Source organism: Polaribacter sp. Hel1_85, assembly GCF_000766795.1.
GTDB lineage: Bacteria > Bacteroidota > Bacteroidia > Flavobacteriales > Flavobacteriaceae > Polaribacter.
Genome location: NZ_JPDS01000001.1, coordinates 1,297,407 through 1,321,547, shown reverse-complemented (window position 1 = coordinate 1,321,547; position 24,141 = coordinate 1,297,407). Strand labels below are relative to the sequence as shown.

Sequence of the window (24,141 nt, the reverse complement as noted above, 5' to 3'; positions counted from 1 at the left end):
CATTAAAAAAATCACCTTTGGTAATTTCGAATCTTCATATACTCCATAATGTCGCTTGAATTTTTTTATTAACGAACCTCTCTGAGACATAATTAGAGTGATAATTTATGTCTAAATTTATTCCAACTATCTTCTATCATCTTTATTAATTCAAATGGTTATTTTCCTTTATCTATAGAGTTTACTTTAAAGTCTTTCAGTAATTTATAAAAATCTAGTTTTTTTTTTTTCATTCTCAACTATATACAAGTAATTAAAAAGAAAATTCCATAAATCAAAATCAGATAATAAAATTCGAACTCCCTTTGTTCTTTTTTGTAAAAATCCAAAAGTTTTTAAATCGGGTCTGTTAATTTTATATTAATACCAGGCCTAAATTGAATAAATATTTTTATTAGGTCTTTTTCCCAACCCTAATCTCCATTTGTTCAATAATTCATTTATATACTTACTTAAAATCAAGATTTGCATATTCTTCTGAAGAATAAATATTTCTTTCAGTAATTAACCTATTGTGAAATTCTAAGGATTGAATTGTACTGGGTTTCTTTATTTTATTGATAGGGTTGACCTTTTTTCATAAATTATTGAAAATTGAATAAAAAAAACCTAATTATTTCTAATTAGGTTCTACTATTTATTCAAAGGTATTCATTACCAAGTTGTCTTATTAAACCAATAACGATCTCCATAATTTGTTATATAATATAAGATATTGTAATTTTTAACTTCCTTAATGGTTTTTGATAAAACATATGGTACAACAGGATAATTATAATTAGGAATAGTAATTTTTGGTTTCAAAAAAGATATTTGGTTATCGAAAAAAAATGAATTAACCATTATTCCTCTGTATTTCGATTCTTTCTTGTTATAGTTTGAAAATATTCTTAAACCATCTTCTAAATATAAAGAGCTAAAAGAACCTTTTTCTTTCTCATTATTTTTATACTTTTTAGATTCAAATAAGTTTTTAAAGCTTTTTAATGTACCTTTTGTATCAATATTTACAAGTACACTAGATCCATAAGTATAGAAATAGTCAATTTCTGTAGTCATTGAATTCCCTCCTTTTTTGAACTCACTAGTTTCTAGTTGTTTTTCACCTAATAGGTATATATCATCATTAATAACGTTGACACTAATAACTTGAAGACTTTTAAGGTCTTTTGAATTTATAGTATTATTCCATTTATGAGCACCTAATAATTTTTTAGTATTTAAATCAAAAAGGAAAGCACCATCATTATCTACTCCTTCTGTTTGATTTGTTTTTATAATAACTGTTTTTCCGTCCCAGAAGAAACCTGTTAACATTGGGTTACCATTAACCTCTATTAATTTAGTTTGCATAGGCATAAAATCAGTAGAAGAAAAATCAACAATATCTACTGAGTTACTATTAAAAATTAATAGTTCAGATTTACGAGTTTTTTTATGTGAATTCGTTTTTTTGCTCATTATTACTTCTCCAGAGTTTTGAACAAACAGCTTTTCTTCATAAACTTTTTCGCTATTATATGTGAGTGTTTCTTTTTGCTCCCAAAGAAGATTTAATTGATTATCATAGACCCAAACTTTGACTGTTTCTTTCTTTTTCTTTTCGTATGGCATATTAGCTACTATAGCAATTTTACTTTTATCGGGAGAAATAGATATTTGATAAAAACCTGATCTTGAATATTTTTCTATTTCAAAAGATGCTAAAATTTTATTATCACTTACACTACTTTCTTTACTTAAGTATACTTGAGCATTTACTTGGTGTTTACCAAGTTTTTTATCCATAACTGTAGATAGAAAAATTAGCTGACTATCTAACTCTATTACCTCCTGTAAATCAGAAGCTCGTAGACCTAGTTTTGGCAAATTAAAAGATTTTGTATCAGTAGACTTCATCTCTTGATCATATTTAGTCAGTATCATCGATTTAGTATTGTCCATAAAAACATTTTCTAAATAATGAAGCTTAGTAAAACCATAAGGTGATGGTAGTACAATTTTGTAAATATCATTTTTATTTTCTTTATTAAAAGAAGAACTCATCCTGTTTTTAAACTGTTGTGAATAGCTTAAATTAAAAAAAGAGCAAAGAATAAATACAATAAGTATTTTTTTCATAATAAGTTATAGTTTATAAACTTGTTCTTCAAGTCTAGTAAATGTTGCTTTTTCTGTGTAGTTTAAATCTAAATCAATTCGCTTCTCTTGCATTAAAGCTAAAGTCTCTTCTGCTTGTTTTTTATCTTTTATGCTAATATCAACTCTCATTAAATTAAATAAAATAATTTTTGCTATTTCTTTATTCATCAATGCTTTTTTATTTTTGTAATCTACTTTAGAAAGTTCTGTTTTCCAAATCAATCTAACTGCTTCTAGTTCTTCTTTAACTCTTTCTCTCGTTTCTAATGAAGCATCTTTTTTTAATTTTCTGTAAGCAGAAATAACCTTAATTTTAGCATTTTCTAAAACATCATACTCTCGCTTTTTATTTTTAGGATACTGAATATATATAGAAGAAGAAACTGGGGTAAAACCAAATTCTTCATTCATATAATTTTCAATATTCCTAATATTTTTTTTAACGTTATTTTTCTCATGACGATCTAAATTAATTGAGTTAGAAGAAGTTGATGTTAAAAATTTAAATTTATCATCAAACTTTTTCTCATCTATTATATCTGCACCATAGATAACTTTTAAACTAGTTGGCTGATTATAATATGTTTGTCCTCCGTTATCTTGAAAAACCATTTTAGATATATTTATTATAAAAAGTATGTCTTCCCCTTTTTCATAGCCAAATAAATTTATTCCGTCTGCTAAAACATTATTATCAAATATAAGGTTATCATCTAAGTTTGGTTTTCTATATATCGGCTCTCTAGGTTCTACATACCTAGGCTTAGAAGGTACTTTTAATTTAGGCTCTTTACCTTGTTGGGTTAAGGCTAAACGTTCTATAAGTGATAATGCTTTAAAATCTTTCATCAATTTATCATAGCGTTCTTCTTGTTTTTTTACATCATCGTCATAACTAGCTAAACGCTTTTCAAATTCAGCTTTACTTGTTTCAAGTAGATTATCGTAATTTTCTTTTTCAACTTCAAATTCCTGTAAAGATTTTACATTAACTTCTTCAGCTGTTAATGTATATGGAGTTTCAACAATAACTTTATAACTTTTAATTGTTTTATCTAAAGGATTATTTGGTTTTCTAATATCAAAGTAATTCACTTTTTCAGATATTGCTCTTTGAGCGAAACTGCTGCTATAAATTGTAAATACGAATAGTACTGGTAAAAAATATTTTTTCATCTTAGAATATTAATTTTTTTTAATTTACATTTAGTCAATTTCTGTGCCACAATTGTTTAGCAAGAAATTATCTAAAATATTATTATTGAGAACAAAAAAAGCAAAATACTATAAGACTAATTAGAAATAAACTAACCTTATAATATCTTGGAATTAATTCACTTTTTCTATTAAATTTTAATTATCGTTAGAAATAGCTTTAAAACTACCGTTTGTAATTGTATATACTTCATTGTTTAAAGTTGCAGTACCACTAAAAGTACCTTCTATAATACCACCCGTATTACTAGTTACTATTAAGTTTCCAGAGTTTAGGCTTTGTATTGTTGTTCCATCTACAATTAAACGGCAATGATATAAGTCTGGTGTAAACACGTCTCCTGAGAAACTGTAAGTTCCAGGAGCTACATTTTTATTTGGAATAATTAGTGAAAGACGGATATAGTCTGGGTCATTTATTTGTAAACCATTATTACCATTTATAGATAAATACATAAAATTATCTCCACTAAACACAGAAATTACTTCAAAATCTCCAACTATCTTTGTTTCTTCATCATTTAAAGTAAAATTAAGAAACAGTTCGTTTTCAGACATTTCATTTAGTCCGTCATCATTAGAACTACAAGAATTCATAGATAAGCTTGCAATAATAACTGTTGCAATTAGTAAAATTGATTTGATCTTTTTCATATTATTTGTTTTAAACAATTTTAGCACAAAAGTAATTATTTAAGTTCAATTTTTTTGATTTAAAAACATAAATAAAGTAAAACCTTACTTTATTGTGCTATTTCAACTTATTTTCAGGTAAACCATCTCTTAAATATCGTTGGCATAAACCTTTTACCTTGTCTATTTCTTAATATTCTTTCTAGTTCTGAAAAAGCTCTATTTGTATCTTTTTCTTTTAAGGCTATATTTTTATCGATACAATATTTAATAAATGTATATTCTATTGAGAATATTAAATTTCGTTTTATTTGAATCATACCTTTTCAAAAGTAATTATTTCAAGTATAATTTGTATTTTTATTTTATGGATTTATTTTCTACAGAAACTATAAAAAATATTCTTCCTTTTGATGGAGTTACCAATTATCATGGATTAGTTCTTAATAAAAAACAATGTAAGTTTTATTATCAAAAATTGATGGAAACTATTCAATTTAAAAACGATGAAGCTATTATTTTTGGTAAAAAGATAATTACCAAAAGAAAAGTAGCTTGGTATGGAGAATCAGAATACTCTTACACCTATTCTAAAGTAACAAAAACAGCAAACATTTTCACAAAAGAGTTATTAGAGTTAAAAGAAATCATAGAAAAAGAAACTGGTGAAACTTTTAATTCTTGTTTATTGAATTTATATGATTCTGGTGCAGAAGGAATGGCGTATCATTCTGACGGAGAAAAAATGTTAAAGAAAGATGGTGCAATTGCTTCTTTGTCTTTAGGTGCAGAACGTAAATTTTCTTTTAAACATAAAGAAAACAAACAAAGAATAGATATTGTTTTAGAAAATGGTAGTTTATTGGTGATGAAAAAAGGCACTCAAACAAATTGGTTACACAGATTGCCACCAACTAAAAAAGTGAATTCTCCAAGAATTAATTTAACTTTTAGAACTATAGAATTGTAGTTTTAATTATTGATTTTACTAATAAATTCGTCTTTGTAATTTAAACCAATTGGTATCCATTTATCATCGATTATAATTCTATTTCTTTGTACCGAATAAATGTGTTTTAATGATACTATATAAGATTTATGGACTCTAATAAAATTTAATTTCCCTAATTTTTCTTCAAAGTTTTTAAGACTACTTAAAGTTAAAATAGGTTTCTCTTTATGGGTATAAATTTTAATGTAATCTTTTAAAGATTCGATATACTTTATGTCTCCTAAATTTATTTTTAAGTTCTCATATTCAGATTTTACAAAAATAAATTCTTGAGTATTTTCTTGATTTACAATAGGCGTTTCTTCTTCTTCAATTTTTAAATTTAATAAATTTTGAGCTCTAGTAGCTGCTTTTAAAAAACGATGAAAAGGAATAGGTTTTACTAAGTAATCTATGGCATTTAAATTAAAGCCTTCTACCGCATAATGAGAATATGCTGTTGTAAAAATAAACATTGGTTTATTGTCTAAAGATTTAATTAAATCTATTCCAGAAAAATCTGGCATTTCTATATCTGTAAAGATTAAATCTATTTTTTGTTCTTGTAAAATACTTGTTGCTTCAAAACCGTTAGAACAAGATGCAACCAATTCTAAAAAAGGAGTTTTAGAGATAAAATCTTCTAACAATTCTAATGCTAGTGGCTCGTCATCAATAATTATACATCTCATTTTTATTGTTTTTTAGTTTTAGTATTAAATTAACTGTGTAAGATTTTTTATCATCTATTATTTCTAAAGAATGTGTATTTGGATACAATAAATTCAATCTATTTTTTATGTTTTCTAAACCAATACCAGAGTTTTCTTTTTTTGTTTTTTGATGAGAAGCTGTGTTGTAAACATATAGGTTAAGCTCATCATTTTTTATGGTGATTTTAATTCTGATATCAGTTTTTCCTCTAAAATCTGTTCCGTATTTAAAGGCATTTTCGATAAAAGATATGAGTAATAGAGGTTCTATTTTATAATTTAGAATTCCATGTATATTTACTCTTACTCCACTAGAATCTTTAAGACGAAGTAATTGCAATGAAATATAATTTTTAAGATGTTCTATTTCTTTTTCTAAAGAAACCATGTTTTCATTGGCTTCATAAATTGAGTACCGCATTAATTCAGATAAGGTTACAATAGCTTCAGTTGTGTTGTCAGATTTTTTATTTGCCAATGCATAAATGCTATTTAAAGTGTTAAACAAAAAATGAGGATTTAATTGTGCTTTTAAAAAAGAGAGTTCAGAATTCACTTTTTGAGACTCTATAATTACTTTTTCTTTTTCAGTTTTATACCATTCAATCCCTAATTTTATACTTGTGCTTAATGTAAAAAATAACAAAAGCAATACCAACATTGGGAAAGATCTAAAAAAGAAAAATCCGTTTTCAGAACCTGGAGGAAAATCTCGTGGTATTCTATTTCCTGGGCCAAAATTTATGGGTTTAGGAATTACATACTCTATAATAAATACAAATAGTATGCTAAAAATTAATACTGTAACTATGTATAAAAGAAATTCTTTTTTAAGTAATAATTTGGGTACAAATATGTGGTAGTTTAAATAAAATGCAATAAAAAATAGACTGAATCTTAAATAAAAGTCATTAGGAATTACACCTATTTTCATATAAATTTGAGATGCACTAATAGCAAAAATAATTATCCATAGTAAAATATGAATAATTAATATTGATGATTTTTTTTTATAAATGTTCAATTCTATCATTGTTTAGAATGTTACAAAATTATAAGGTTGTATTCTTAAAAAACTCACAAAATACTGTTGTATTTTTCATAAAAAAGTAAAAAGTTAAAGACTAACGTACTTATTAGTTCGTTAGTCTTTAACAGATAAATATTATTTTAGATATAAATTAATCATCTTCGTTTTCTAATTCATCTGGTTTAAATTCCCAAACATCATCAAAATAGTAACTACCACTTCTTCCCATTAAAACAAAAGCTTTATCACTAAAAGTAAAAGCAGAAGCATTTTGTCTTGCAGAACCTTCAAATACAGGTACTTCTTCCCAAGTATCTGTTAAAGGATCATAAGACCAACTTTCTGTTGTGATAGCTCCAGAGATTCCTGTTGTTACATAACCTAAACCATTCATAGAAAATGCTGCACCACTACTTAATAAAACTTCGTAATCGTCATCATCATCATCATCATCGTCTAAATCTGTTAATCTTGTCCAATTAGAACCATCAAAAGAGTAGAAATCTTCTTCATAACTTCCATTATGAATTCCTAAACCAATGTAAGCAACATCATCAATAATAAAAACAGAGGCATCTTTACGTTTTTGTCCACCAAAACCAACAGATTGTTCCCAAGAATCTGTAGCAACATCATATTTCCAGAAATCTTTTTGTTCACTTCCATCATAACCAGTACCAATATATCCATCATTTCCAATAGCAAAACCTATGGCACCATATCTTGCTGTTCCACCAAAATCTGCTTTTTGTATCCAAGTATCTGATGTTGGGTCATATTCCCAAAAATCTTTTAATTCCTCGTCATCATCATTATAACCAGTACCTAAATACCCTTTTCCATTTATAGAAAAACCAACTGCTGCGCTTCTTGCTGCTCCTGGAAATGGTGCTTTTTCTACCCAATAATCTCCTTCAGAATTATATTCCCAAGTGTCTGATAAATAGTCATCTCCATCATAACCTGTTACTAAATATCCTTTTGTACCAATAGTGAAGCTTACAGAATTTGCTCTAGAATTTCCATCAAAAGTTGAACTTTCTACCCAGTTTCCATATTCATCATCATCGTCATCATCATCACTACAGCTTACAAATAATAGAGAAATTATTAGTGTTGCTAAAAAGAGAATTTTACTCTTTTGTATTAAATTTGTTTTTTTCATTAGATTTAATTTATTCATTTCTTTAATTATTCAGCAAACCTAAAAGCTATTTAATTCAAAATAGTACGAAATAGACAAACAGGGGTATTTTATAGATAAACATGTAAACCAAATGTTAATTTTCTTAAAAGGTGTTAATTCTAGGTTTTAAAGGTGTTTTTTATAGGTAAGTCTATAAAAAAGGGCAGTTCATATATTTTATGATTTCTTGTGATACATACCCTAATACTTTTGTTGAAAAAAAGTAAAATGAGGTATTTTATTATTGGTATTATAAGTCTTGTCTTTATAGCGTCTTGTGCTACAGATGATACTATTTATGAAGTTGGAAATGATTTTGTTGAAAACAATATTCAGGTTAGAGTTATAGATACATTTTCTATAAAAGCAGGAACTTCTAAATTAGATTCTATCATAACTTCTGGTACTAATAGAATTTTATTAGGAAATGTAAAAGACGAAAATTTAGGAGTTTTATCTTCAAAATCTTATTTGCAATTAATTACCTCTAGTTTTTCTATAGATGATGATGCAGTTTATGATTCTATAGGGATGATTTTAAATTATGATAATTACTATTATGGAGATACTACAAAAATACAAACCTATAAATTACATAGAATTACAGAAACGGTAGAACCAGAAGAAGGAGATAGTTTTTACAATACATCTTCTTTAGATTATGAGACTGCAATTTTAGGAGAAATTTCATTTATACCAAAGCCAAATAAGGCAACAGATTCTCTTTTTATTAAAATGGATGATGTTTTAGGTAAAGAAATTTTCGATAAAATTGTGGACAATAATATTAATAATACAGACGATTTTTTACAGTATTTTAAAGGGCTAGCGATTGTTCCTGATGTTACAAATGATAACCATGTTTTAGGATTTAATGCTCAAACAACAGAAAGTACAGTTGGTAATTCTAGCATGCGTTTGTATTATACTATTAATGACGATGACAGTGAAGACAACAATTATTATGTAGATTTTGTAATTTCTAGTGCTGCAAAACAGTTTAATGAAATTAATACAGATTCATCAACTACTATTCTAAATGATTTTGAAGACGGAGAAGAAGTTAAATTGAGTGATGAAACAGAAAATTTAATTTTTACCCAAGCAGGAACAGGTATTACAGCAAGAATAGAAATTCCATCAATAAAAAGACTCTCAGAACTCTCTGAAAACGCAACAGTATTAAGTGCAGCATTAACTTTTAATCCTTTAAAAGGAAGTTATGATGAAAATAATCCATTACCAGAAACATTAACTGTTTATGTAGTAGATCATAAAAACAGAATTATACAGCAGCTAACAGATTTAGATGGTAATGTTGCTGATGCTGTTTTAAGTCAAGGAGAAGATGAATTTAATGCAAACACTTACTATTCTATAGACTTAAGTGGTTTTGTAGAACAAATATTATTTTCTGACGAAGACTTAAATTATGCTTTAATGATTCAATATGCAGATTATACAAACCATGTAAATAACATGGTTATAGAAAATAATGCAGATACCAATAACGAAGTAAAATTATCAGTAAAATATTTAAACTATTAAGATGCAGAAGAAAATATTATTAATAGTACTTTTAGTTTCCACAAACTTTATTTTTAGTCAAAGTAATACAAATTCACCATATTCATTATTTGGTTTAGGAGTAGAAAATAAAACAGCAACAGGAGGTTTAACAGGTTTAGGAAATACAGGTATTGCGCAATCAAACCCATTTCAAATTAACATTTATAACCCAGCAAGTTTGGGTAATATTTTACAAAAATCATTTTTGTACGAGTTTGGTTTAAACGGAACTTATTCAACTTTAAAAACGAATACAACTAGCGAAACCAATAGTAATGGTAATATTTCTCATATAGCAATTGCATTTCCTATAAAACAAAATTTAGGAATGAGTATTGGTTTATTGCCTTATACAAAATCTGGTTATAATATAGATATAGAAAGCGCTATAGAAGGTTCTACAGATACATATATTACAAGAATTACAGGAGAAGGCGGATTAAATAAATTCTATATTTCTTCTGGTTATAAAGTGTTTAAAAACTTTTCTTTAGGTGTAGATATTTCTTTTCTTTTCGGGTCTATAAATCAAGAAAAACAAGTTTACACAGGTTCTTATGTTTCTATTAGTGATCAAAATCATTATTCTGGAGTAAAATTAAAAACAGGTTTTCAGTTCGATGTTTTAAACTTAGATAAATTTAAAACAACCATTGGAGGTACATTAGAACTGCCATCATCTTTAAGCGGAACACAAACAAGATCATCTTACAAAACAACCTCTAGTGGATCATCTTTAGCTATTGAAGATGAAATTGAAAATGAGTTAGATAATTTTGAACTTCCTTTTTCTTATGGGTTAGGAATAACATCAGTTATCAATAAAAAAATAACAACCAGTTTAGATTATAGAAAATTATTGTGGGGAGAAACCAATCAAAATCAAAATAACGAAAGTTATGCAAACCAATCTATTTATGCTTTTGGAATAGAATATACGTTTGCAAAAGACAAGTTTAAATATGCTTCAAATATAAAATACAGACTAGGGTTTAATTATAATACAGGTTTTCTTAAAATTTCTAATCAGCAAATAGATAGTTATTTTATCTCTTTTGGTTTAGGTTTACCAATGAAAAAATATAGTAATGACAATTTTAATATTTCTTATTCTTATGGTAGAGAAGGTACTGTAGATAGTAGATTAATTGAAGATAATTTTCATAAGATAACCTTAAACTTAAACTTTGTTGGTAAATGGTTTAATAAAAAGAAAATAGATTAATAAAATTATAATCTTATACTTACTTTTGTTCAAAATATTTTTCTTTGGATAAAAATAATCAACAATCTACAAACCTTAATAAGTACATAAGTTCTTCTGGTATTTGCTCACGTAGAGAGGCAGAAAGATTTATAAACGAAGGTAGAGTTACAATAAATGGTAAACCAACTCAATTAGGAAACAGAGTAGGTAAAAAAGATGTTGTAAAATTAGATGGTAGAATTGTAAAACCAAAAAATACAACCTTATATATTGCTCTAAATAAACCTGTAGGAATCGTTTCTACTACAGATGAAAGAGAACCAAACAATATTGTAAAACACGTTAATTATCCAGAAAGACTGTTTCCAATTGGACGTTTAGACAAACCATCAGAAGGGTTAATTTTTCTGACAAATGATGGAGATATTGTCAACAAAATCTTACGAGCAGGAAACAATCACGAAAAAGAATACTTTGTAACTGTAAATAAATCTATTACAGATGCTTTTATACAAAAAATGGGAAGCGGAATTCCTATTTTAGGTACAGTTACTAAAAACTGTTTGGTAGAAAAAGTAAGCGATAAAATCTTTAAAATTGTTTTAACACAAGGTTTAAACCGTCAAATTAGAAGAATGTGCGAATACTTAGATTACGAAGTAACTAAGTTAAAACGAACTCGAATAATGAATGTTGAGTTAGGTTATTTACAAGCAGGAGATTGGCGCGAACTCACAGAAGAAGAAATGAAAGAAATCAATAAAATGATTTCTACTTCCTCTAAAACCGAAGAAGCTTCTGTGGTTAAAGAAAAACCAAAAGCGCAAAAACCAAAGAGAAAACAAGCACCTACCAAAAACGATTTCAACAAAAAAAGTGCTTCTTTCAGAAAGTCATCACCAAAAAATAAAAAGAAAAAATCTGGTTTTTCATCAAAAAAGAAACGCTGGTAATTTTTTTTGGGCGTTACCTTTCAGGTCAGGCTTTCACTACTCGCTTTTTTGTAAAAACAAAAAGAGCTCAAACAAGTCGTTCAATCCTTAACGCACATTTTTACAAACAATTAGCATTCACAGACTACTTTTAAGAATCTTTTAATTTTTCAATCTTTAAATAGTATTATCTTTGACGACAATGAAATTCGACTTAAAAATTACCGACCCAAAATCTAAGGCAAGAGCAGGAGTTATAACTACTGATCATGGAGAAATAGAAACTCCAATATTTATGCCAGTGGGAACTGTTGGAACCGTAAAAGGAGTACATCAAACAGAATTAAAAAACGAAATAAATCCAGATATAATTTTAGGAAACACTTATCATTTATATTTACGTCCAGGTTTAGATATTTTAGAAAAAGCTGGTGGTTTACATAAGTTTATGAATTGGGATAGAAATATCTTAACAGATTCTGGTGGTTACCAAGTATATTCACTCTCTGGTAGAAGAAAAATTAACGAAGAAGGCGTAAAGTTTAAAAGTCATATAGATGGTTCTATGCACTTTTTTACACCAGAAAACGTAATGGAAACGCAGCGTACAATTGGTGCAGATATCATTATGGCTTTTGATGAATGTACACCTTATCCTTGCGATTATAATTACGCAAAACGATCTATGCATATGACACATAGATGGTTAGATAGATGTATAAATCATTTAGATAAATTGCCTTTTAAATACGGTTTTGAGCAAACATTTATGCCAATTGTTCAAGGAAGTACCTATAAAGATTTGCGTAGACAATCTGCAGAATATATTGCAAATTCTGGTCAGAAAGCAAATGCAATTGGAGGTCTTTCTGTAGGTGAACCAGCAGAAGAAATGTATGCAATGACAGAAGTTGTTACAGAAATTTTGCCAGAAGACAAACCAAGATATTTAATGGGAGTTGGTACACCAATTAACATTTTAGAAAACATTGCTTTAGGTATAGATATGTTCGATTGTGTAATGCCAACAAGAAATGCCAGAAATGGTATGTTGTTTACTGCACATGGTTCTATCAATATTAAAAATAAAAAATGGGCAGAAGATTTTTCTCCTATTGACGATATGGGAATTACATGGGTAGATACTATGTACTCTAAAGCCTATTTGCGTCACCTTTTTGCTGCTAAAGAAATGTTAGGAAAACAAATTGCTTCTATACATAATTTAGGTTTTTATGTTTGGCTAACTCGCGAAGCAAGAAAACATATTTTAGCAGGAGATTTTAGAGAATGGAAAGATAAAATGGTAAAACAAATGGATAATCGTTTGTAAAAATAAAATTCAGAGACTCTTTTGAAAATTATAGATTGGTACATATTAAAAAGATTTTTGGTAACATTTTTGTTTACCTTATTAATCTTAATACCTATTGCAATTGCAATAGATATATCTGAGAAAATAGATAATTTTCTAGAACATGCAGATTTAAGTTTTTACCAAATAGTAGACGAGTATTACAAGAATTTTATAATTTATTATGCCAATACTTTTATGCCTTTGGCATTATTTATTGCTGTAATTTTATTTACTTCTAAACTATCTAATAATACAGAAATCATTGCAATTACAAATGCAAAAGTTTCTTTTACACGTTTTTTATATCCTTATTTTATAGGTGCTACTTTAATAACTATTATTTCTCTAGCAATGAACCATTTTGTGGTTCCTAGTAGTAGTAAAGAAAGAAAAAAGTTTGAAAGAGAATACATTAATAGTGCAAGACAAAAAAACGAATTAAAATCTGTAAAAGAGTTTAGTTTGCAATTAACAGATAGTACATACATTTTTATACGAAGTTTTAATACGGAAAGGAATTCTGGATATGATTTTACTTCAGAAGTTTATGACGGAATAAAGTTGAAATCAAAATTAGTAGCAAACAGAATTAGTTACAATAAAAAAGATTCTACGTTTAAACTTTCTAATTGGAAATTGCGTAAAATTTATGCTGATAGAGATAGTATTTTTTCTGGCTCTAAGGTGGATACCGTTTTTAACTTTACACCTAAAGATTTAATTTATAAATCTGCATTGGCACAAGAAATGCCTTCTGGTGAATTACAAGAATTTATTAATATTTCTAAAAAGAGAGGTGTTAAAAATTTAAATGCATATTTAGTAGAATTTCATAAAAGAACAAGTTTACCAGTAGCGTCATATATATTAACAATTATTGCTGTTGCCTTAGCTTTTAGAAAAAGAAGAGGAGGTACAGGTGTTAATTTGGCAATTGGTATTGGTGTTATGTTTTTATATGTCTTCTTAATGAAAATTGCAGAAGTTTTAGGTGCTGTTGCAGGTGTAAATTCCCTTTTGTACGTTTGGATACCAAATATTGTTTTTGGGTGTTTGGCTATTTATTTATACTTAAATGCAAGAAAGTAAACTTAAAAATTATTTAATACTACATTTAATTGTTTTTATTTGGGGTTTTACTGCCATTCTAGGAGCATTAATTAGCTTAGATGCAATTCCGTTAGTTTGGTATAGAATGTCATTAGCAGTTATTTTTATAGCACTTTATTTTATTCTTAAAAAGAAGTCATTTAAGGTAGATTCAAAAGGAATTTTTAAGTTTTTTATTACAGGAGTTATCATCGCGTTGCATTGGGTTTTCTTTTTTAAAGCGATCAAAGTATCTAATGTTTCTGTTGCTTTGGTAACGATGAGTACTGGTGCTTTTTTTACATCATTACTAGAACCTATTTTTTTTAGAAGGAAAATAAATCCATTAGAAATTCTTTTAGGTTTAATTGTAGTTTTTGGTCTTTATATCATCTTTAGTTTTGAAAGTCAGTACAAATTAGGAATCATTTATGCATTAATTTCATCATTCTTAAGTGCATTATTTTCTGTATTTAATGGTCTTTTTATTAAAAAATATAATGGAGAAACAATATCTTTTTACCAGTTATTTTTTGGAGTATTTTCTATAACTGTATATCTTTTATTTACAAATGGTTTCTCAACGTCATTTTTTGAGGTTACAAATTCAGACTGGTTGTATCTTATAATTTTAAGCAGTATTTGTACAGCTTATGCATTTATAGTTTCCGTTAAAGTGATGAAATTTATATCGCCTTATACAGTAATGCTAACCATAAATTTAGAGCCTATTTATGCTATTATTTTGGCACTGTTTATTTTTGGTGATAAAGAAAAGATGAACCCAGAGTTTTATTTAGGAGCTTTTATTGTGTTATTCGTAGTTTTATTAAACGGAATTATAAAGAATAAAACAGTTATCAGAAATAAAATTAAAGAAAAAACTGTTAGAAAAAAGTAACTTCTTTTTTTAAAAAAGAAGTAATTTTATAGTATGTTTGTTTATCCAAACAACTAAAATCAAATAATTACAATATGGAATATTTAGATTTTGAAATGCCGATTAAAGAGCTTTTAGATCAACTAGATAAGTGCCAAATTATTGGTAAAGAAAGTGATGTTGATGTAAGCGCTACTTGTAAAAAAATCGAAAAGAAATTAGAAAAAGCCAGAAAAGATATTTATAAAAACTTAACGCCTTGGCAGAGAGTTCAATTATCTAGACATCCTAATAGACCTTATACGTTAGATTATATTAAAGCACTTTGTGGAGATACTTTTATGGAGCTTCATGGAGACAGAAATGTAAAAGATGATAAAGCTATGATTGGTGGTTTAGGTAAAATTGGCGATCAATCTTATATGTTTATCGGTCAACAAAAAGGGAATAACACCAAAACGCGTCAGTACAGAAATTTTGGTATGGCGAACCCTGAAGGTTATAGAAAAGCTTTGCGTTTAATGAAAATGGCAGAAAAATTCAGAATTCCTGTTGTAACTTTATTAGATACCCCAGGTGCATATCCAGGTTTAGAAGCAGAAGAGCGTGGACAAGGTGAAGCAATTGCTAGAAACATTTTAGAAATGACTCGTTTAAAAACACCAATTATTACTATTGTTATTGGTGAAGGAGCTTCTGGTGGTGCAGTTGGTATTGGAGTAGGAGATAGAGTATATATGATGGAAAATACTTGGTATACTGTTATTTCTCCAGAATCTTGTTCTTCTATTTTATGGAGAAGTTGGGAGTATAAAGAACAAGCTGCAGCTGCTTTAAAGTTAACAGGAACCGATATGAAAAGGTTAAAGTTAATTGATGGTATTATTCAAGAACCTGTAGGTGGAGCACATACTGATAGAGAAGGAGCTTTTAAAGCTGTTAAAGAGCAAATTGTTGCTGCGTTTGATGAATTAAAAGATTTAAATGATGCTGATCTTGTTTCTAAGAGAATGGGTAAATATGCAGAAATGGGAGTTTACAAAGAGTAAATTTCTGTTTTATATTAGATAAAAAAAAAGCGAAATCTAAATTTAGATTTCGCTTTTTTTATAATGCTACTTTTTATTAAATCTTCAAAGAATTGAATAAAGTCTTTAATCTTGGGTCAGAAGGTCTTGGTGCATTTGAATCTACAATATTTCCTTGAGGATCAATTAAAATAAATCTTGGAATTGAATTTATTTGATATGCTTGTTGAAAGCTGATATCTAGTCCACTCCATAATTGTACTCCAGTCATTTGTTTTGCCTTTACAAAATCTCTCCATTTTTTTTCTGCAGCTTCCCAAGAACCACCACTTCTTCTAGACTCATCTGTAGAAATACTTACAAACTCTATGTTTTTATTATGGTATTCTTTTTCTAATTTTTGCAAAGAAGGAATTTCTCTAATACATGGTCCACACCAAGTAGCCCAAACATCAATATAAACATATTTTCCTTTAAAAGAATCTAAAGATTTTTTTCCACCTTTAAAATCAGCATAATTTTCAAATTTGGGAGAAGCTTTACCTTTTCCCATTTTCTTATTAGAATCGTATGTTTTCTCAAAATAATCAAACATTTGCTTGTTTTGTTTAGTAGCCATATTCAATAAACTACTATCTAAATCATTATAAGAAAATAGAATGCTATCATATTCTTTTTTTAACACATTTATTTTAGCTGTAAAAGCTTCTTTATCCAAAGCTAAAATATCTGCAGGATTCCCTAAACTTTTACTTTTATCTAACTGAGCAATAATAAATTTTGAGTTAGAAGATCCAGCACCTGAATATTCAAAACTCGTCATAAATTTTTCTGCATCACCTTTAATAGAAATATCAAAACCATTTTTTAAATATAATGGAGCTCTTTTTGTTCTACTAGTTTGAAAAGTATACATATCTGCCTTTTCTACTTTTAAGGTATCTTTAAAAGAACCATCTTTATTAATAGAAATTGTTTTTATAGGACCTTTTCTGCCAGAAATAGTTATTATAGAATCTTTATTATTTTCTAGTTTACCAGATAAAGAAATAAATTCTTTAGAATGTTCTTTTGTACAAGAAGCGATTACTAATAGAGTAATAAGTGCAAGACTTAATTTTTTCATTTTGTGAATTCTTAAATTTGATTACAAAGATATAATTTTAACGTTTATAAAAATAGTAAAAATCACTTGCATATAAAGAACCGAATTCGCACTTTTGACTACCAATTAATCAAATATGAACGCATTGCATTATATAGATTCACTTCCTTTAGACTTATCTAAAATTAAAGAAATAATTTCTTTGGATAAAAAGTTAGCATTGTCTGATGCTGCAATTCAAAGAATTAAAAAATGCAGATCTTATTTAGATACTAAAACGAAATCGATTTCGAAGCCTATTTATGGGATTAATACTGGATTTGGAGCTTTATATAATGTAAAGATTAACGACAATAATTTACAGAAACTACAAGAAAATTTAGTAATGAGTCATGCTTGTGGTACAGGTGATGAAGTGCCAAATGAGATTGTAAAGTTGATGATTTTGTTTAAAATTAAATCGTTAAGTTATGGGCATTCTGGAGTGCAATTAGCAACTGTAAAAAGGTTGATTGAATTTTATAATAATGATATTATTCCTGTAATTTACACCCAAGGATCTTTAGGAGCTTCTGGAGATTTATCGCCTCTTGCACATATGTCTTTGCCTTTAATTGGGTTAGGAGAGGTGTATTATAAAGGTAATAAAATTGCAACTAAAGAATTATTAGAAATTTTTTCTTGGGATAAAATAAACCTACAATCTAAAGAAGGTTTGGCTTTATTAAATGGTACTCAATTTATGTCTGCTTATGGAATTCATTGTTTATTAAAGTCTCATAAATTGTCTTATTTGTCAGATGTAATTGGTACAATTTCTTTAGAAGGTTTTGATGGTAGAATAGAACCTTTTAATGAGTTAATTCATTTTGCAAGACCACATAATGGACAAATAAAAACAGCACAAAGAATTAAAGATTTATTAGAAGAGAGTGAACTGATTTCTCAAGAAAAACAGCATGTACAAGATCCTTATTCTTTTAGGTGTATGCCTCAAGTTCATGGAGCAAGTAAAGATGCCATTCGGTTTGTAACCAAAACATTTTTAACAGAAATAAATTCTGTTACAGACAATCCAAATATTTTTGTTGATGAAGATGAAATTATTTCTGGAGGAAATTTTCATGGTCAACCTTTGGCTTTAGGATTAGATTTTTTGGCAATAGCTTTATCAGAATTAGGAAATATATCAGAAAGAAGAACGTATCAATTGGTTTCTGGTCACAGACATTTACCACCTTTTTTAGTGGCAAACCCAGGCTTAAATTCTGGTTTTATGATTCCACAATATACAGCAGCAAGTATTGTAAGTCAAAATAAACAATATGCAACTCCTGCAAGTGTAGATTCCATTGAATCTAGTAATGGGCAAGAAGACCACGTTTCTATGGGAGCAAATGCTGCCACAAAATGTAAAAAAGTGGTAGATAACTTGCAAACTATTTTGGCTATAGAATTGTTTACAGGTTCACAAGCTTTGAGTTTTTCAAACGGAAAAAGCTCACCTTTTATAGAAAGTATTGTTAGTATGTATAGACAAGAAGTAACTATTGTAGAAGAAGACAGAGTAATGAGAAATGATATTGTAATTTCTTCAGAATTTATTACTTCCTTAGAGATTGATAGTTTTGAATTGTTTGGGTAAATAAACAGTTTGTTAATTAAAACTTGGTTAGGATTAGTTTTCTAATTTTCACTCCAATCCCAAAGTAAAATATTCCATTCATCAGTTTTGTCTTTAAAAGTATGAATTGTTGTAAAGCCATTTTTTTGATGTGCTAACATAGAAGGTTTGTTGCTCGATGATACTTCTGTAATACAATAATCATAAATGTTAGAATATGTTTCTTTGTGTTTTAAATATAGTTTTTTGAAAATTCCATTTCTTTTATAATTGTCTTTCACACAGATTTGTCCCATAACATAATAGTTTAAATCTATAAGTTTTTTTCCATTGAACTTTATTTTTTCAAAGGAGTTAAACATAGGTACAAGTACAGGAATTAAATTTTTAAATTCTTTTAGCATTACTAAAGCAAAAGCAACAAGTTTTTCATTATCCATAGCAATAATTTGAGGTGTTTTAGAATTCATTTCGCTTAACATTTTAAAGCTATGCAAAACAGTAACAAAACCTTTTTCTTTTTTTATATTTTCTGATAAAATACTAGCATGATTTTCTTTTTGAAGAGCTAGTATTTGAGATAGTTCATTTGTGTTTTCTGCAAGTTTAATTATCATTTTGTAGGTCTAGTATAAAGTTTTTAAAGTACTTATTTATTCTTTACAAAAATTAATTTATGTCTACTTTTAGAAGCTTCTCTTTGTTCTATGTCAAATTTACCAATAGATTTAATTAAAGGAGTTAATTTTTCAAAACCATAATTTCTAGAATCAAAATTAGGCTGTTTTTTTTGAAGTAAACTTCCTACATCTCCTAAAAATGCCCAACCATCTTCGTCTGATAAATCAGAAATTGTTGTAGAAATTAGTTTGATAACTTTTGGTGTAATTTTATCAACACTATCTTTTGCACTGTCTTTTTGATTTGTATTTTCTTTCTTTTCAGTTTGCTTTCTAATAATTTCGATATATATAAATTTATCACAAGCAACAATAAAAGGAGTTGGTGTTTTTTTCTCTCCAATACCAATAACTTGCTTGCCAGCTTCTCTTAATCTTGTTGCTAATTTTGTAAAATCACTATCGCTAGAAACTAAACAAAATCCATTTACTTTTTCTGAATACAAAATATCCATTGCATCAATAATCATAGCTGAATCTGTGGCGTTTTTACCTGTAGTGTAAGCATATTGCTGAATGGGAGTAATTGCATTTTGTAACAATAAGTTTTTCCATTTAGACATATGTGGACTCGTCCAATCTCCGTAAATTCTTTTAATGGTAGGATTCCCATATTTTGCAATTTCCTCCATCATTTCCTTAACGTGGGCAGAAGGAATATTATCTCCATCTATAAGTACTGCTAGGTTTATGTTATTATTCATATGTATTGTGAATTTATTTTTACCTGAATTTGATGTCATTTTTAATGCTGAAAATGGCACAGTATAAAAGATTTTTATCTTAAATTTTTGAAACAAAATTAGATAAGTAGCTAAGTTAGTTTTTTTGAGTTAGAAAATCAACATTGAAGAAACCTGTTTTTAGACTCAATTGTTACTCCTTAGCTCCATGACTTTTTGCAATTTCTATCCAATGTTCAGCAATTTCTTTTGGGTTTGCACCTAAACCTCTAGCTAAATGTAATGCGATTCCAATTATTAAAACAGAAGCTTCATGAAGTTCTTGAAGTGTTTGAACGCTTCCAAATTCTTCTTGGGCTTTTAATAATAATAAATCATTGTGTTTTTGAGCATATGCAATAGGGTTTTCAATATCATCTGTTATTTCAGGTATCATCAAACAGTCTATCCAAGTTTTACCTATTCTTTTTGCTAGTAATTCAGGAGCTTCTTTGCCTATTTCTCTCCATGTTGCTAATGTTTTTTTATCTCCAGAAGCTGCTAACCCAGAATCGAGCAATAACTCAAAAGCGATATCAGCTATGTTTTGCATCACATTTAAATATTCATCTTGTGCCTTTTCAAATAGATCTGCTTCTTGTCCTTTGAGATACTCACCTACACTAAGTTTTGGTAATTCTAAAACTTCTGCACAGTCAGTTAAACAAGGAAATTTATCACCTTCATAAATATATTGGGCTTTATCAAATTGTATTTGACGTCCTAAAGGATACAAACGACAGGCTAATGGACGACCTTGATGAACACTACATCCAAAATTATCTACATATTGGCTACATGCTTGTTGCCCTTTTTTATCTGTTTTTCCGTTAAATTGTAATTGTATACCACCAAAATTGCAATAAAGATCACGAAATTCTCTTGGAGTAATTTTCTTTTCTTTACTAAAACATAACAATTCCCAAGGATTCAACATAACAGCTTTACCAAAACAGCATGTTCCAGATCGAGAGCAAGTAAGTGGTAATATACTTTGAGTGCTAAGTTTAGTTGTTTGCATTGTTTAGATATAATTTATATTATAGTTTGGTTGTATTTAATAATGTTAGCACTTATTTGCAACATATTATTACTGAGTTAAGTTCAGCAGAAGTAGCTAAGTTAGTTTTTTTGAATTAATAATCAATAGGGAAGTCAACAGTTTTAGATCAAAAAAAATCCCAAACTTTAGTTTGGGATTTTTACTATTTAAGATTCTGTTTCTGTTCGTGTTTCAGGTTTTTTCTTACCTTTTTTAATTTTAATAGTGAGCTTGTTTTTTTTCTCATCTAAATCCATTTTTATGGTGTCACCTTCATAGAGTTTAGAATTTACAATTTCTTCTGCTAAAGCATCTTCTATGTATTTCTGTATTGCTCTTTTAAGTGGTCTTGCTCCATACTTTTTATCAAAACCTTTATCTGCTATGTAATCTTTAGCTTTTTCGCTTAAGTTTAAAGTATAGCCTAAATCTGAGATTCTTTGTAATAATTTGTCTAACTCAATATCTATAATTTTATGAATATCATCTCTTTCTAGAGCGTTAAACACAATTACATCATCTATTCTGTTTAAAAACTCAGGAGCAAAAGATTTCTTTAAAGCACCTTCAATTACAGATTTTGCATGTGCATCTGCTTGTTCTTTTTTAGAAGAAGTACCAAAACCAACACCACCACCAAAGTCTTTTAATTGACGCGCACCAATATTAGAAGTCATAATAATTATGGTATTTCTAAAATCAATTTTTCTACCTAAACTATCAGTAATATGTCCGTCATCTAAAATTTGTAATAACATATTAAACACATCTGGATGCGCTTTTTCAATTTCATCTAACAAGATTACAGAATAAGGTTTTCTTCTAACTTTTTCTGTTAATTGACCTCCTTCTTCATAACCAACATAACCTGGAGGTGCTCCAATTAATCTAGAAATAGCGAATTTCTCCATGTACTCACTCATATCAATTCTAATTAAAGAATCGTCAGAATCGAATAATTCACGTGCTAAAACTTTTGCTAATTGGGTTTTACCAACACCAGTTTGTCCTAAGAAAATAAAAGAACCAATTGGTTTATTAGGGTCTTTTAATCCAACTCTATTTCGCTGAATTGCTTTCACCACTTTAGTGACAGCTTCATCTTGCCCAATAACTTTTCCTTTAATTAGTTGAGGTAATTCGTGTAATTTATGACTTTCTGCTTCTGCAACTCTGTTTACAGGAATTCCTGTCATCATAGAAACAACTTCAGCAACATTATCTTCTGTTACAATTTCTCTATTCAATTTAGAATCTTCTTCCCATTGATTTTGAGCAGAATTTAACGCAGCTTCCATATTTTTTTCATCGTCACGTAATTTGGCAGCTTCTTCATATTTCTGTCCATTAACAGCTTTTGTTTTACGGTCTCTTATGATTTCTAATTGGGTTTCTAATTCCAATACTTGTTTAGGAACCACAATATTTGTGATATGAATTCTAGATCCAGCTTCGTCTAAAGCATCAATAGCTTTGTCTGGCAGATATCTATCAGTCATATATCTATTTGTTAATTTTACACAAGCTTCAATGGCATCATCTGTATAGTCTACATTATGATGTTCTTCATATTTACTTTTTATATTTTGTAAAATTTGTATTGTTTCTTCTACAGAAGTTGGGTCTATAATTACTTTTTGAAAACGACGTTCTAACGCGCCATCTTTTTCGATATTTGTTCTAAATTCATCCAACGTAGTTGCACCAATACATTGTATTTCTCCTCTTGCAAGAGCAGGTTTTAACATATTTGAAGCGTCTAAAGAACCCGTTGCACCTCCAGCACCAACAATTGTGTGAATTTCATCTATGAATAAAATGATATCATCATTTTTTTCAAGTTCATTCATTAAGGCTTTCATTCGTTCTTCAAATTGACCACGATATTTTGTACCAGCAACTAAACTAGCTAAGTCTAGAGAAACAATGCGTTTATCAAATAAAATTCTAGAAACTTTTCTTTCAATAATTCTTAAAGCTAAACCTTCTGCAATGGCAGATTTACCAACACCAGGTTCTCCAATTAACATTGGATTATTTTTCTTTCTACGGCTTAATATTTGAGAAACTCTTTCAATTTCTTTTTGTCTACCAACAACAGGATCTAATTTTCCTTTTTCTGCTAAATCAGTTAAATCTCTACCAAAATTGTCTAACACCGGAGTTTTAGATTTTTTTACAGTTTTACCTTTTTGAGGTTGATCAAAAGGGTTTGCTTTTTCTGAAGGAAAATCATCATCAGAAGGTGTTTCTGCAATAGGATTTATAGGTAAATCAGTATTAACATCATCAACATGTAATTGTTTGTATAATGCTTTAGCCTCATCATAATTCACATGATATTTATGAATTAGTTTTGTAGTTGGGTCATTCTCATTTCTTAAAATACACAGTAATAAGTGTGCAGTATCAATGGAATCACTTTGATATAACTTTGCTTCTAAAAAAGTTGTTTTTAATGCTTTTTCAGCTTGTCTTGTTAATCGTAAACTTGGTTTGTCTGTGCTTTCTATAAAAGTAGGATTTGCAGGATTTAATTGCTCTAATTTTTTACGCAATAAACCTAAATCAACATCAAAAGCTGTTAATATTTCTATTGCCTTTCCTTCTCCCTTTCTAATTAAGCCAAGTAAAAGATGTTCTGTTCCAATAAATTCGTGCCCTAAACGAAGTGCTTCTTCTTTACTGAATGTAATTACATCTCTAACTTTTGGTGAAAAATTATCGTCCATATTTCTATCTATCTATAATTGATGTGTTGTAAAATTAGTCCTTTTTTTTGTAGATAATTACAAAAAATATGCCAATACCAATTTAATGACAGTTTGACCATCATACTAAGGTAGAAAACTCTTGGAAATCAGGCAAATAAAATAGTGTTAAAAATTATCAAAAAATGTTGATAACTCTACTCAATTACAGCTGCTAAAACCTTTGTAAAAACAAGTAGAAATAGTATCTTGCCTTGTTTTTAAAAAATGAATTAATATTAATCA

General features: G+C 28.2%; 20 protein-coding genes. 9 read left to right on the top strand and 11 right to left on the bottom strand.

Features of this window, described 5'->3' with window-relative positions:
* Positions 1-654: 654 nt before the first annotated feature.
* The 3 genes from PHEL85_RS05625 to PHEL85_RS05615 all read right to left on the bottom strand — a co-directional run bounded on the left by PHEL85_RS05625 (position 655) and on the right by PHEL85_RS05615 (position 4,011).
* Positions 655-2,121: a hypothetical protein gene (locus PHEL85_RS05625; RefSeq protein ID WP_156109111.1), complete on the bottom strand. Its 1,467-nt coding sequence runs from the start codon at positions 2,119-2,121 to the stop codon at positions 655-657.
* A gap of 6 nt (positions 2,122-2,127) precedes the next feature.
* A complete protein-coding gene (locus PHEL85_RS05620; protein WP_036822163.1) occupies positions 2,128-3,318 on the bottom strand; it encodes a hypothetical protein in 1,191 nt (396 codons plus the stop codon).
* Between the two features lie 177 nt (positions 3,319-3,495).
* The gene (locus PHEL85_RS05615; RefSeq protein ID WP_036822160.1) at positions 3,496-4,011 is read right to left on the bottom strand and encodes a hypothetical protein; all 516 of its coding nucleotides are present in this window, start codon (positions 4,009-4,011) and stop codon (positions 3,496-3,498) included.
* A gap of 346 nt (positions 4,012-4,357) precedes the next feature.
* On the opposite strand from PHEL85_RS05615, the gene PHEL85_RS05605 reads away from it, so the two are divergent.
* A complete protein-coding gene (locus PHEL85_RS05605) occupies positions 4,358-4,960 on the top strand; it encodes an alpha-ketoglutarate-dependent dioxygenase AlkB family protein (RefSeq protein WP_036822153.1) in 603 nt (200 codons plus the stop codon).
* 2 nt (positions 4,961-4,962) lie between these two features.
* Here the strand turns inward: PHEL85_RS05605 and PHEL85_RS05600 are convergent, their stop codons facing one another.
* The 3 genes from PHEL85_RS05600 to PHEL85_RS05590 form a co-directional block, all read right to left on the bottom strand.
* Complete coding sequence (locus PHEL85_RS05600) at positions 4,963-5,673, bottom strand: LytR/AlgR family response regulator transcription factor (protein WP_036822151.1); 711 nt, start codon at positions 5,671-5,673, stop codon at positions 4,963-4,965.
* Positions 5,654-6,727, bottom strand: a complete 1,074-nt coding sequence (locus PHEL85_RS05595; RefSeq protein ID WP_036822149.1) for a sensor histidine kinase — start codon at positions 6,725-6,727, stop codon at positions 5,654-5,656. The genes PHEL85_RS05600 and PHEL85_RS05595 overlap by 20 nt, the downstream gene beginning before the upstream one ends.
* 148 nt (positions 6,728-6,875) lie before the next feature.
* On the bottom strand, positions 6,876-7,889 hold the full coding sequence (locus tag PHEL85_RS05590) for a Kelch repeat-containing protein (protein ID WP_036822146.1): 1,014 nt from the start codon (positions 7,887-7,889) through the stop codon (positions 6,876-6,878).
* A 249-nt stretch (positions 7,890-8,138) separates the two neighbouring features.
* On the opposite strand from PHEL85_RS05590, the gene PHEL85_RS05585 reads away from it, so the two are divergent.
* The 7 genes from PHEL85_RS05585 to PHEL85_RS05555 all read left to right on the top strand — a co-directional run bounded on the left by PHEL85_RS05585 (position 8,139) and on the right by PHEL85_RS05555 (position 15,993).
* The gene (locus PHEL85_RS05585) at positions 8,139-9,458 is read left to right on the top strand and encodes a DUF4270 family protein (protein ID WP_036822143.1); all 1,320 of its coding nucleotides are present in this window, start codon (positions 8,139-8,141) and stop codon (positions 9,456-9,458) included.
* 1 nt (position 9,459) lies between these two features.
* Entirely contained in the window at positions 9,460-10,704 is a 1,245-nt protein-coding gene (locus PHEL85_RS05580; protein ID WP_036822140.1) for a hypothetical protein, read from the top strand.
* Positions 10,705-10,748: 44 nt separating this feature from the next.
* Entirely contained in the window at positions 10,749-11,639 is an 891-nt protein-coding gene (rluF, locus tag PHEL85_RS05575; RefSeq protein WP_036822138.1) for a 23S rRNA pseudouridine(2604) synthase RluF, read from the top strand.
* A 181-nt stretch (positions 11,640-11,820) separates the two neighbouring features.
* On the top strand, positions 11,821-12,951 hold the full coding sequence (tgt, locus tag PHEL85_RS05570; RefSeq protein WP_036822136.1) for a tRNA guanosine(34) transglycosylase Tgt: 1,131 nt from the start codon (positions 11,821-11,823) through the stop codon (positions 12,949-12,951).
* 21 nt (positions 12,952-12,972) lie between these two features.
* Positions 12,973-14,064, top strand: a complete 1,092-nt coding sequence (locus PHEL85_RS05565) for an LptF/LptG family permease (protein WP_200882315.1) — start codon at positions 12,973-12,975, stop codon at positions 14,062-14,064.
* On the top strand, positions 14,051-14,965 hold the full coding sequence (locus PHEL85_RS05560; RefSeq protein WP_036822133.1) for a DMT family transporter: 915 nt from the start codon (positions 14,051-14,053) through the stop codon (positions 14,963-14,965). Before PHEL85_RS05565 ends, PHEL85_RS05560 begins: the two co-directional genes overlap by 14 nt.
* A 74-nt stretch (positions 14,966-15,039) precedes the next feature.
* Complete coding sequence (locus PHEL85_RS05555; protein WP_036822130.1) at positions 15,040-15,993, top strand: acetyl-CoA carboxylase carboxyltransferase subunit alpha; 954 nt, start codon at positions 15,040-15,042, stop codon at positions 15,991-15,993.
* Between the two features lie 76 nt (positions 15,994-16,069).
* Here PHEL85_RS05555 and PHEL85_RS05550 read toward each other — a convergent pair whose 3' ends face one another.
* Positions 16,070-17,098 carry a TlpA family protein disulfide reductase gene (locus PHEL85_RS05550; RefSeq protein WP_036822128.1) on the bottom strand — a complete coding sequence of 343 codons (1,029 nt, stop codon included), beginning with the start codon at positions 17,096-17,098 and terminating at the stop codon, positions 16,070-16,072.
* A gap of 115 nt (positions 17,099-17,213) precedes the next feature.
* Between PHEL85_RS05550 and hutH the strand changes: the two genes are divergently transcribed.
* Positions 17,214-18,722: a histidine ammonia-lyase gene (hutH, locus tag PHEL85_RS05545; protein WP_036822125.1), complete on the top strand. Its 1,509-nt coding sequence runs from the start codon at positions 17,214-17,216 to the stop codon at positions 18,720-18,722.
* Between the two features lie 41 nt (positions 18,723-18,763).
* Here hutH and PHEL85_RS05540 read toward each other — a convergent pair whose 3' ends face one another.
* From PHEL85_RS05540 to PHEL85_RS05525, 4 genes are all read right to left on the bottom strand, one after another.
* Complete coding sequence (locus PHEL85_RS05540) at positions 18,764-19,318, bottom strand: N-acetyltransferase (protein WP_036822122.1); 555 nt, start codon at positions 19,316-19,318, stop codon at positions 18,764-18,766.
* 32 nt (positions 19,319-19,350) lie between these two features.
* Positions 19,351-20,124, bottom strand: a complete 774-nt coding sequence (locus tag PHEL85_RS05535) for an NYN domain-containing protein (protein WP_235318234.1) — start codon at positions 20,122-20,124, stop codon at positions 19,351-19,353.
* Positions 20,125-20,257: 133 nt separating this feature from the next.
* Positions 20,258-21,124, bottom strand: coding sequence for a YkgJ family cysteine cluster protein (locus PHEL85_RS05530; protein ID WP_036822120.1), 867 nt, complete (start codon positions 21,122-21,124; stop codon positions 20,258-20,260).
* Between the two features lie 188 nt (positions 21,125-21,312).
* A complete protein-coding gene (locus PHEL85_RS05525) occupies positions 21,313-23,877 on the bottom strand; it encodes an ATP-dependent Clp protease ATP-binding subunit (protein WP_036822119.1) in 2,565 nt (854 codons plus the stop codon).
* Positions 23,878-24,141: the final 264 nt, after the last annotated feature.

Bases quoted from the DNA above. Each gene is read 5' to 3' on its own strand.
- PHEL85_RS05590 (WP_036822146.1), bottom strand. From the start codon at position 7,889: ATGAAAAAAACAAATTTAATACAAAAGAGTAAAATTCTCTTTTTAGCA.
- PHEL85_RS05530 (WP_036822120.1), bottom strand. From the start codon at position 21,124: ATGCAAACAACTAAACTTAGCACTCAAAGTATATTACCACTTACTTGC.
- PHEL85_RS05540 (WP_036822122.1), bottom strand. From the start codon at position 19,318: ATGATAATTAAACTTGCAGAAAACACAAATGAACTATCTCAAATACTA.
- PHEL85_RS05525 (WP_036822119.1), bottom strand. From the start codon at position 23,877: ATGGACGATAATTTTTCACCAAAAGTTAGAGATGTAATTACATTCAGT.
- hutH (WP_036822125.1), top strand. From the start codon at position 17,214: ATGAACGCATTGCATTATATAGATTCACTTCCTTTAGACTTATCTAAA.
- PHEL85_RS05595 (WP_036822149.1), bottom strand. From the start codon at position 6,727: ATGATAGAATTGAACATTTATAAAAAAAAATCATCAATATTAATTATT.
- PHEL85_RS05585 (WP_036822143.1), top strand. From the start codon at position 8,139: ATGAGGTATTTTATTATTGGTATTATAAGTCTTGTCTTTATAGCGTCT.
- PHEL85_RS05620 (WP_036822163.1), bottom strand. From the start codon at position 3,318: ATGAAAAAATATTTTTTACCAGTACTATTCGTATTTACAATTTATAGC.
- PHEL85_RS05580 (WP_036822140.1), top strand. From the start codon at position 9,460: ATGCAGAAGAAAATATTATTAATAGTACTTTTAGTTTCCACAAACTTT.
- PHEL85_RS05560 (WP_036822133.1), top strand. From the start codon at position 14,051: ATGCAAGAAAGTAAACTTAAAAATTATTTAATACTACATTTAATTGTT.
- PHEL85_RS05625 (WP_156109111.1), bottom strand. From the start codon at position 2,121: ATGAAAAAAATACTTATTGTATTTATTCTTTGCTCTTTTTTTAATTTA.
- tgt (WP_036822136.1), top strand. From the start codon at position 11,821: ATGAAATTCGACTTAAAAATTACCGACCCAAAATCTAAGGCAAGAGCA.
- PHEL85_RS05555 (WP_036822130.1), top strand. From the start codon at position 15,040: ATGGAATATTTAGATTTTGAAATGCCGATTAAAGAGCTTTTAGATCAA.
- PHEL85_RS05605 (WP_036822153.1), top strand. From the start codon at position 4,358: ATGGATTTATTTTCTACAGAAACTATAAAAAATATTCTTCCTTTTGAT.
- PHEL85_RS05535 (WP_235318234.1), bottom strand. From the start codon at position 20,124: ATGACATCAAATTCAGGTAAAAATAAATTCACAATACATATGAATAAT.
- PHEL85_RS05550 (WP_036822128.1), bottom strand. From the start codon at position 17,098: ATGAAAAAATTAAGTCTTGCACTTATTACTCTATTAGTAATCGCTTCT.
- PHEL85_RS05615 (WP_036822160.1), bottom strand. From the start codon at position 4,011: ATGAAAAAGATCAAATCAATTTTACTAATTGCAACAGTTATTATTGCA.
- PHEL85_RS05600 (WP_036822151.1), bottom strand. From the start codon at position 5,673: ATGAGATGTATAATTATTGATGACGAGCCACTAGCATTAGAATTGTTA.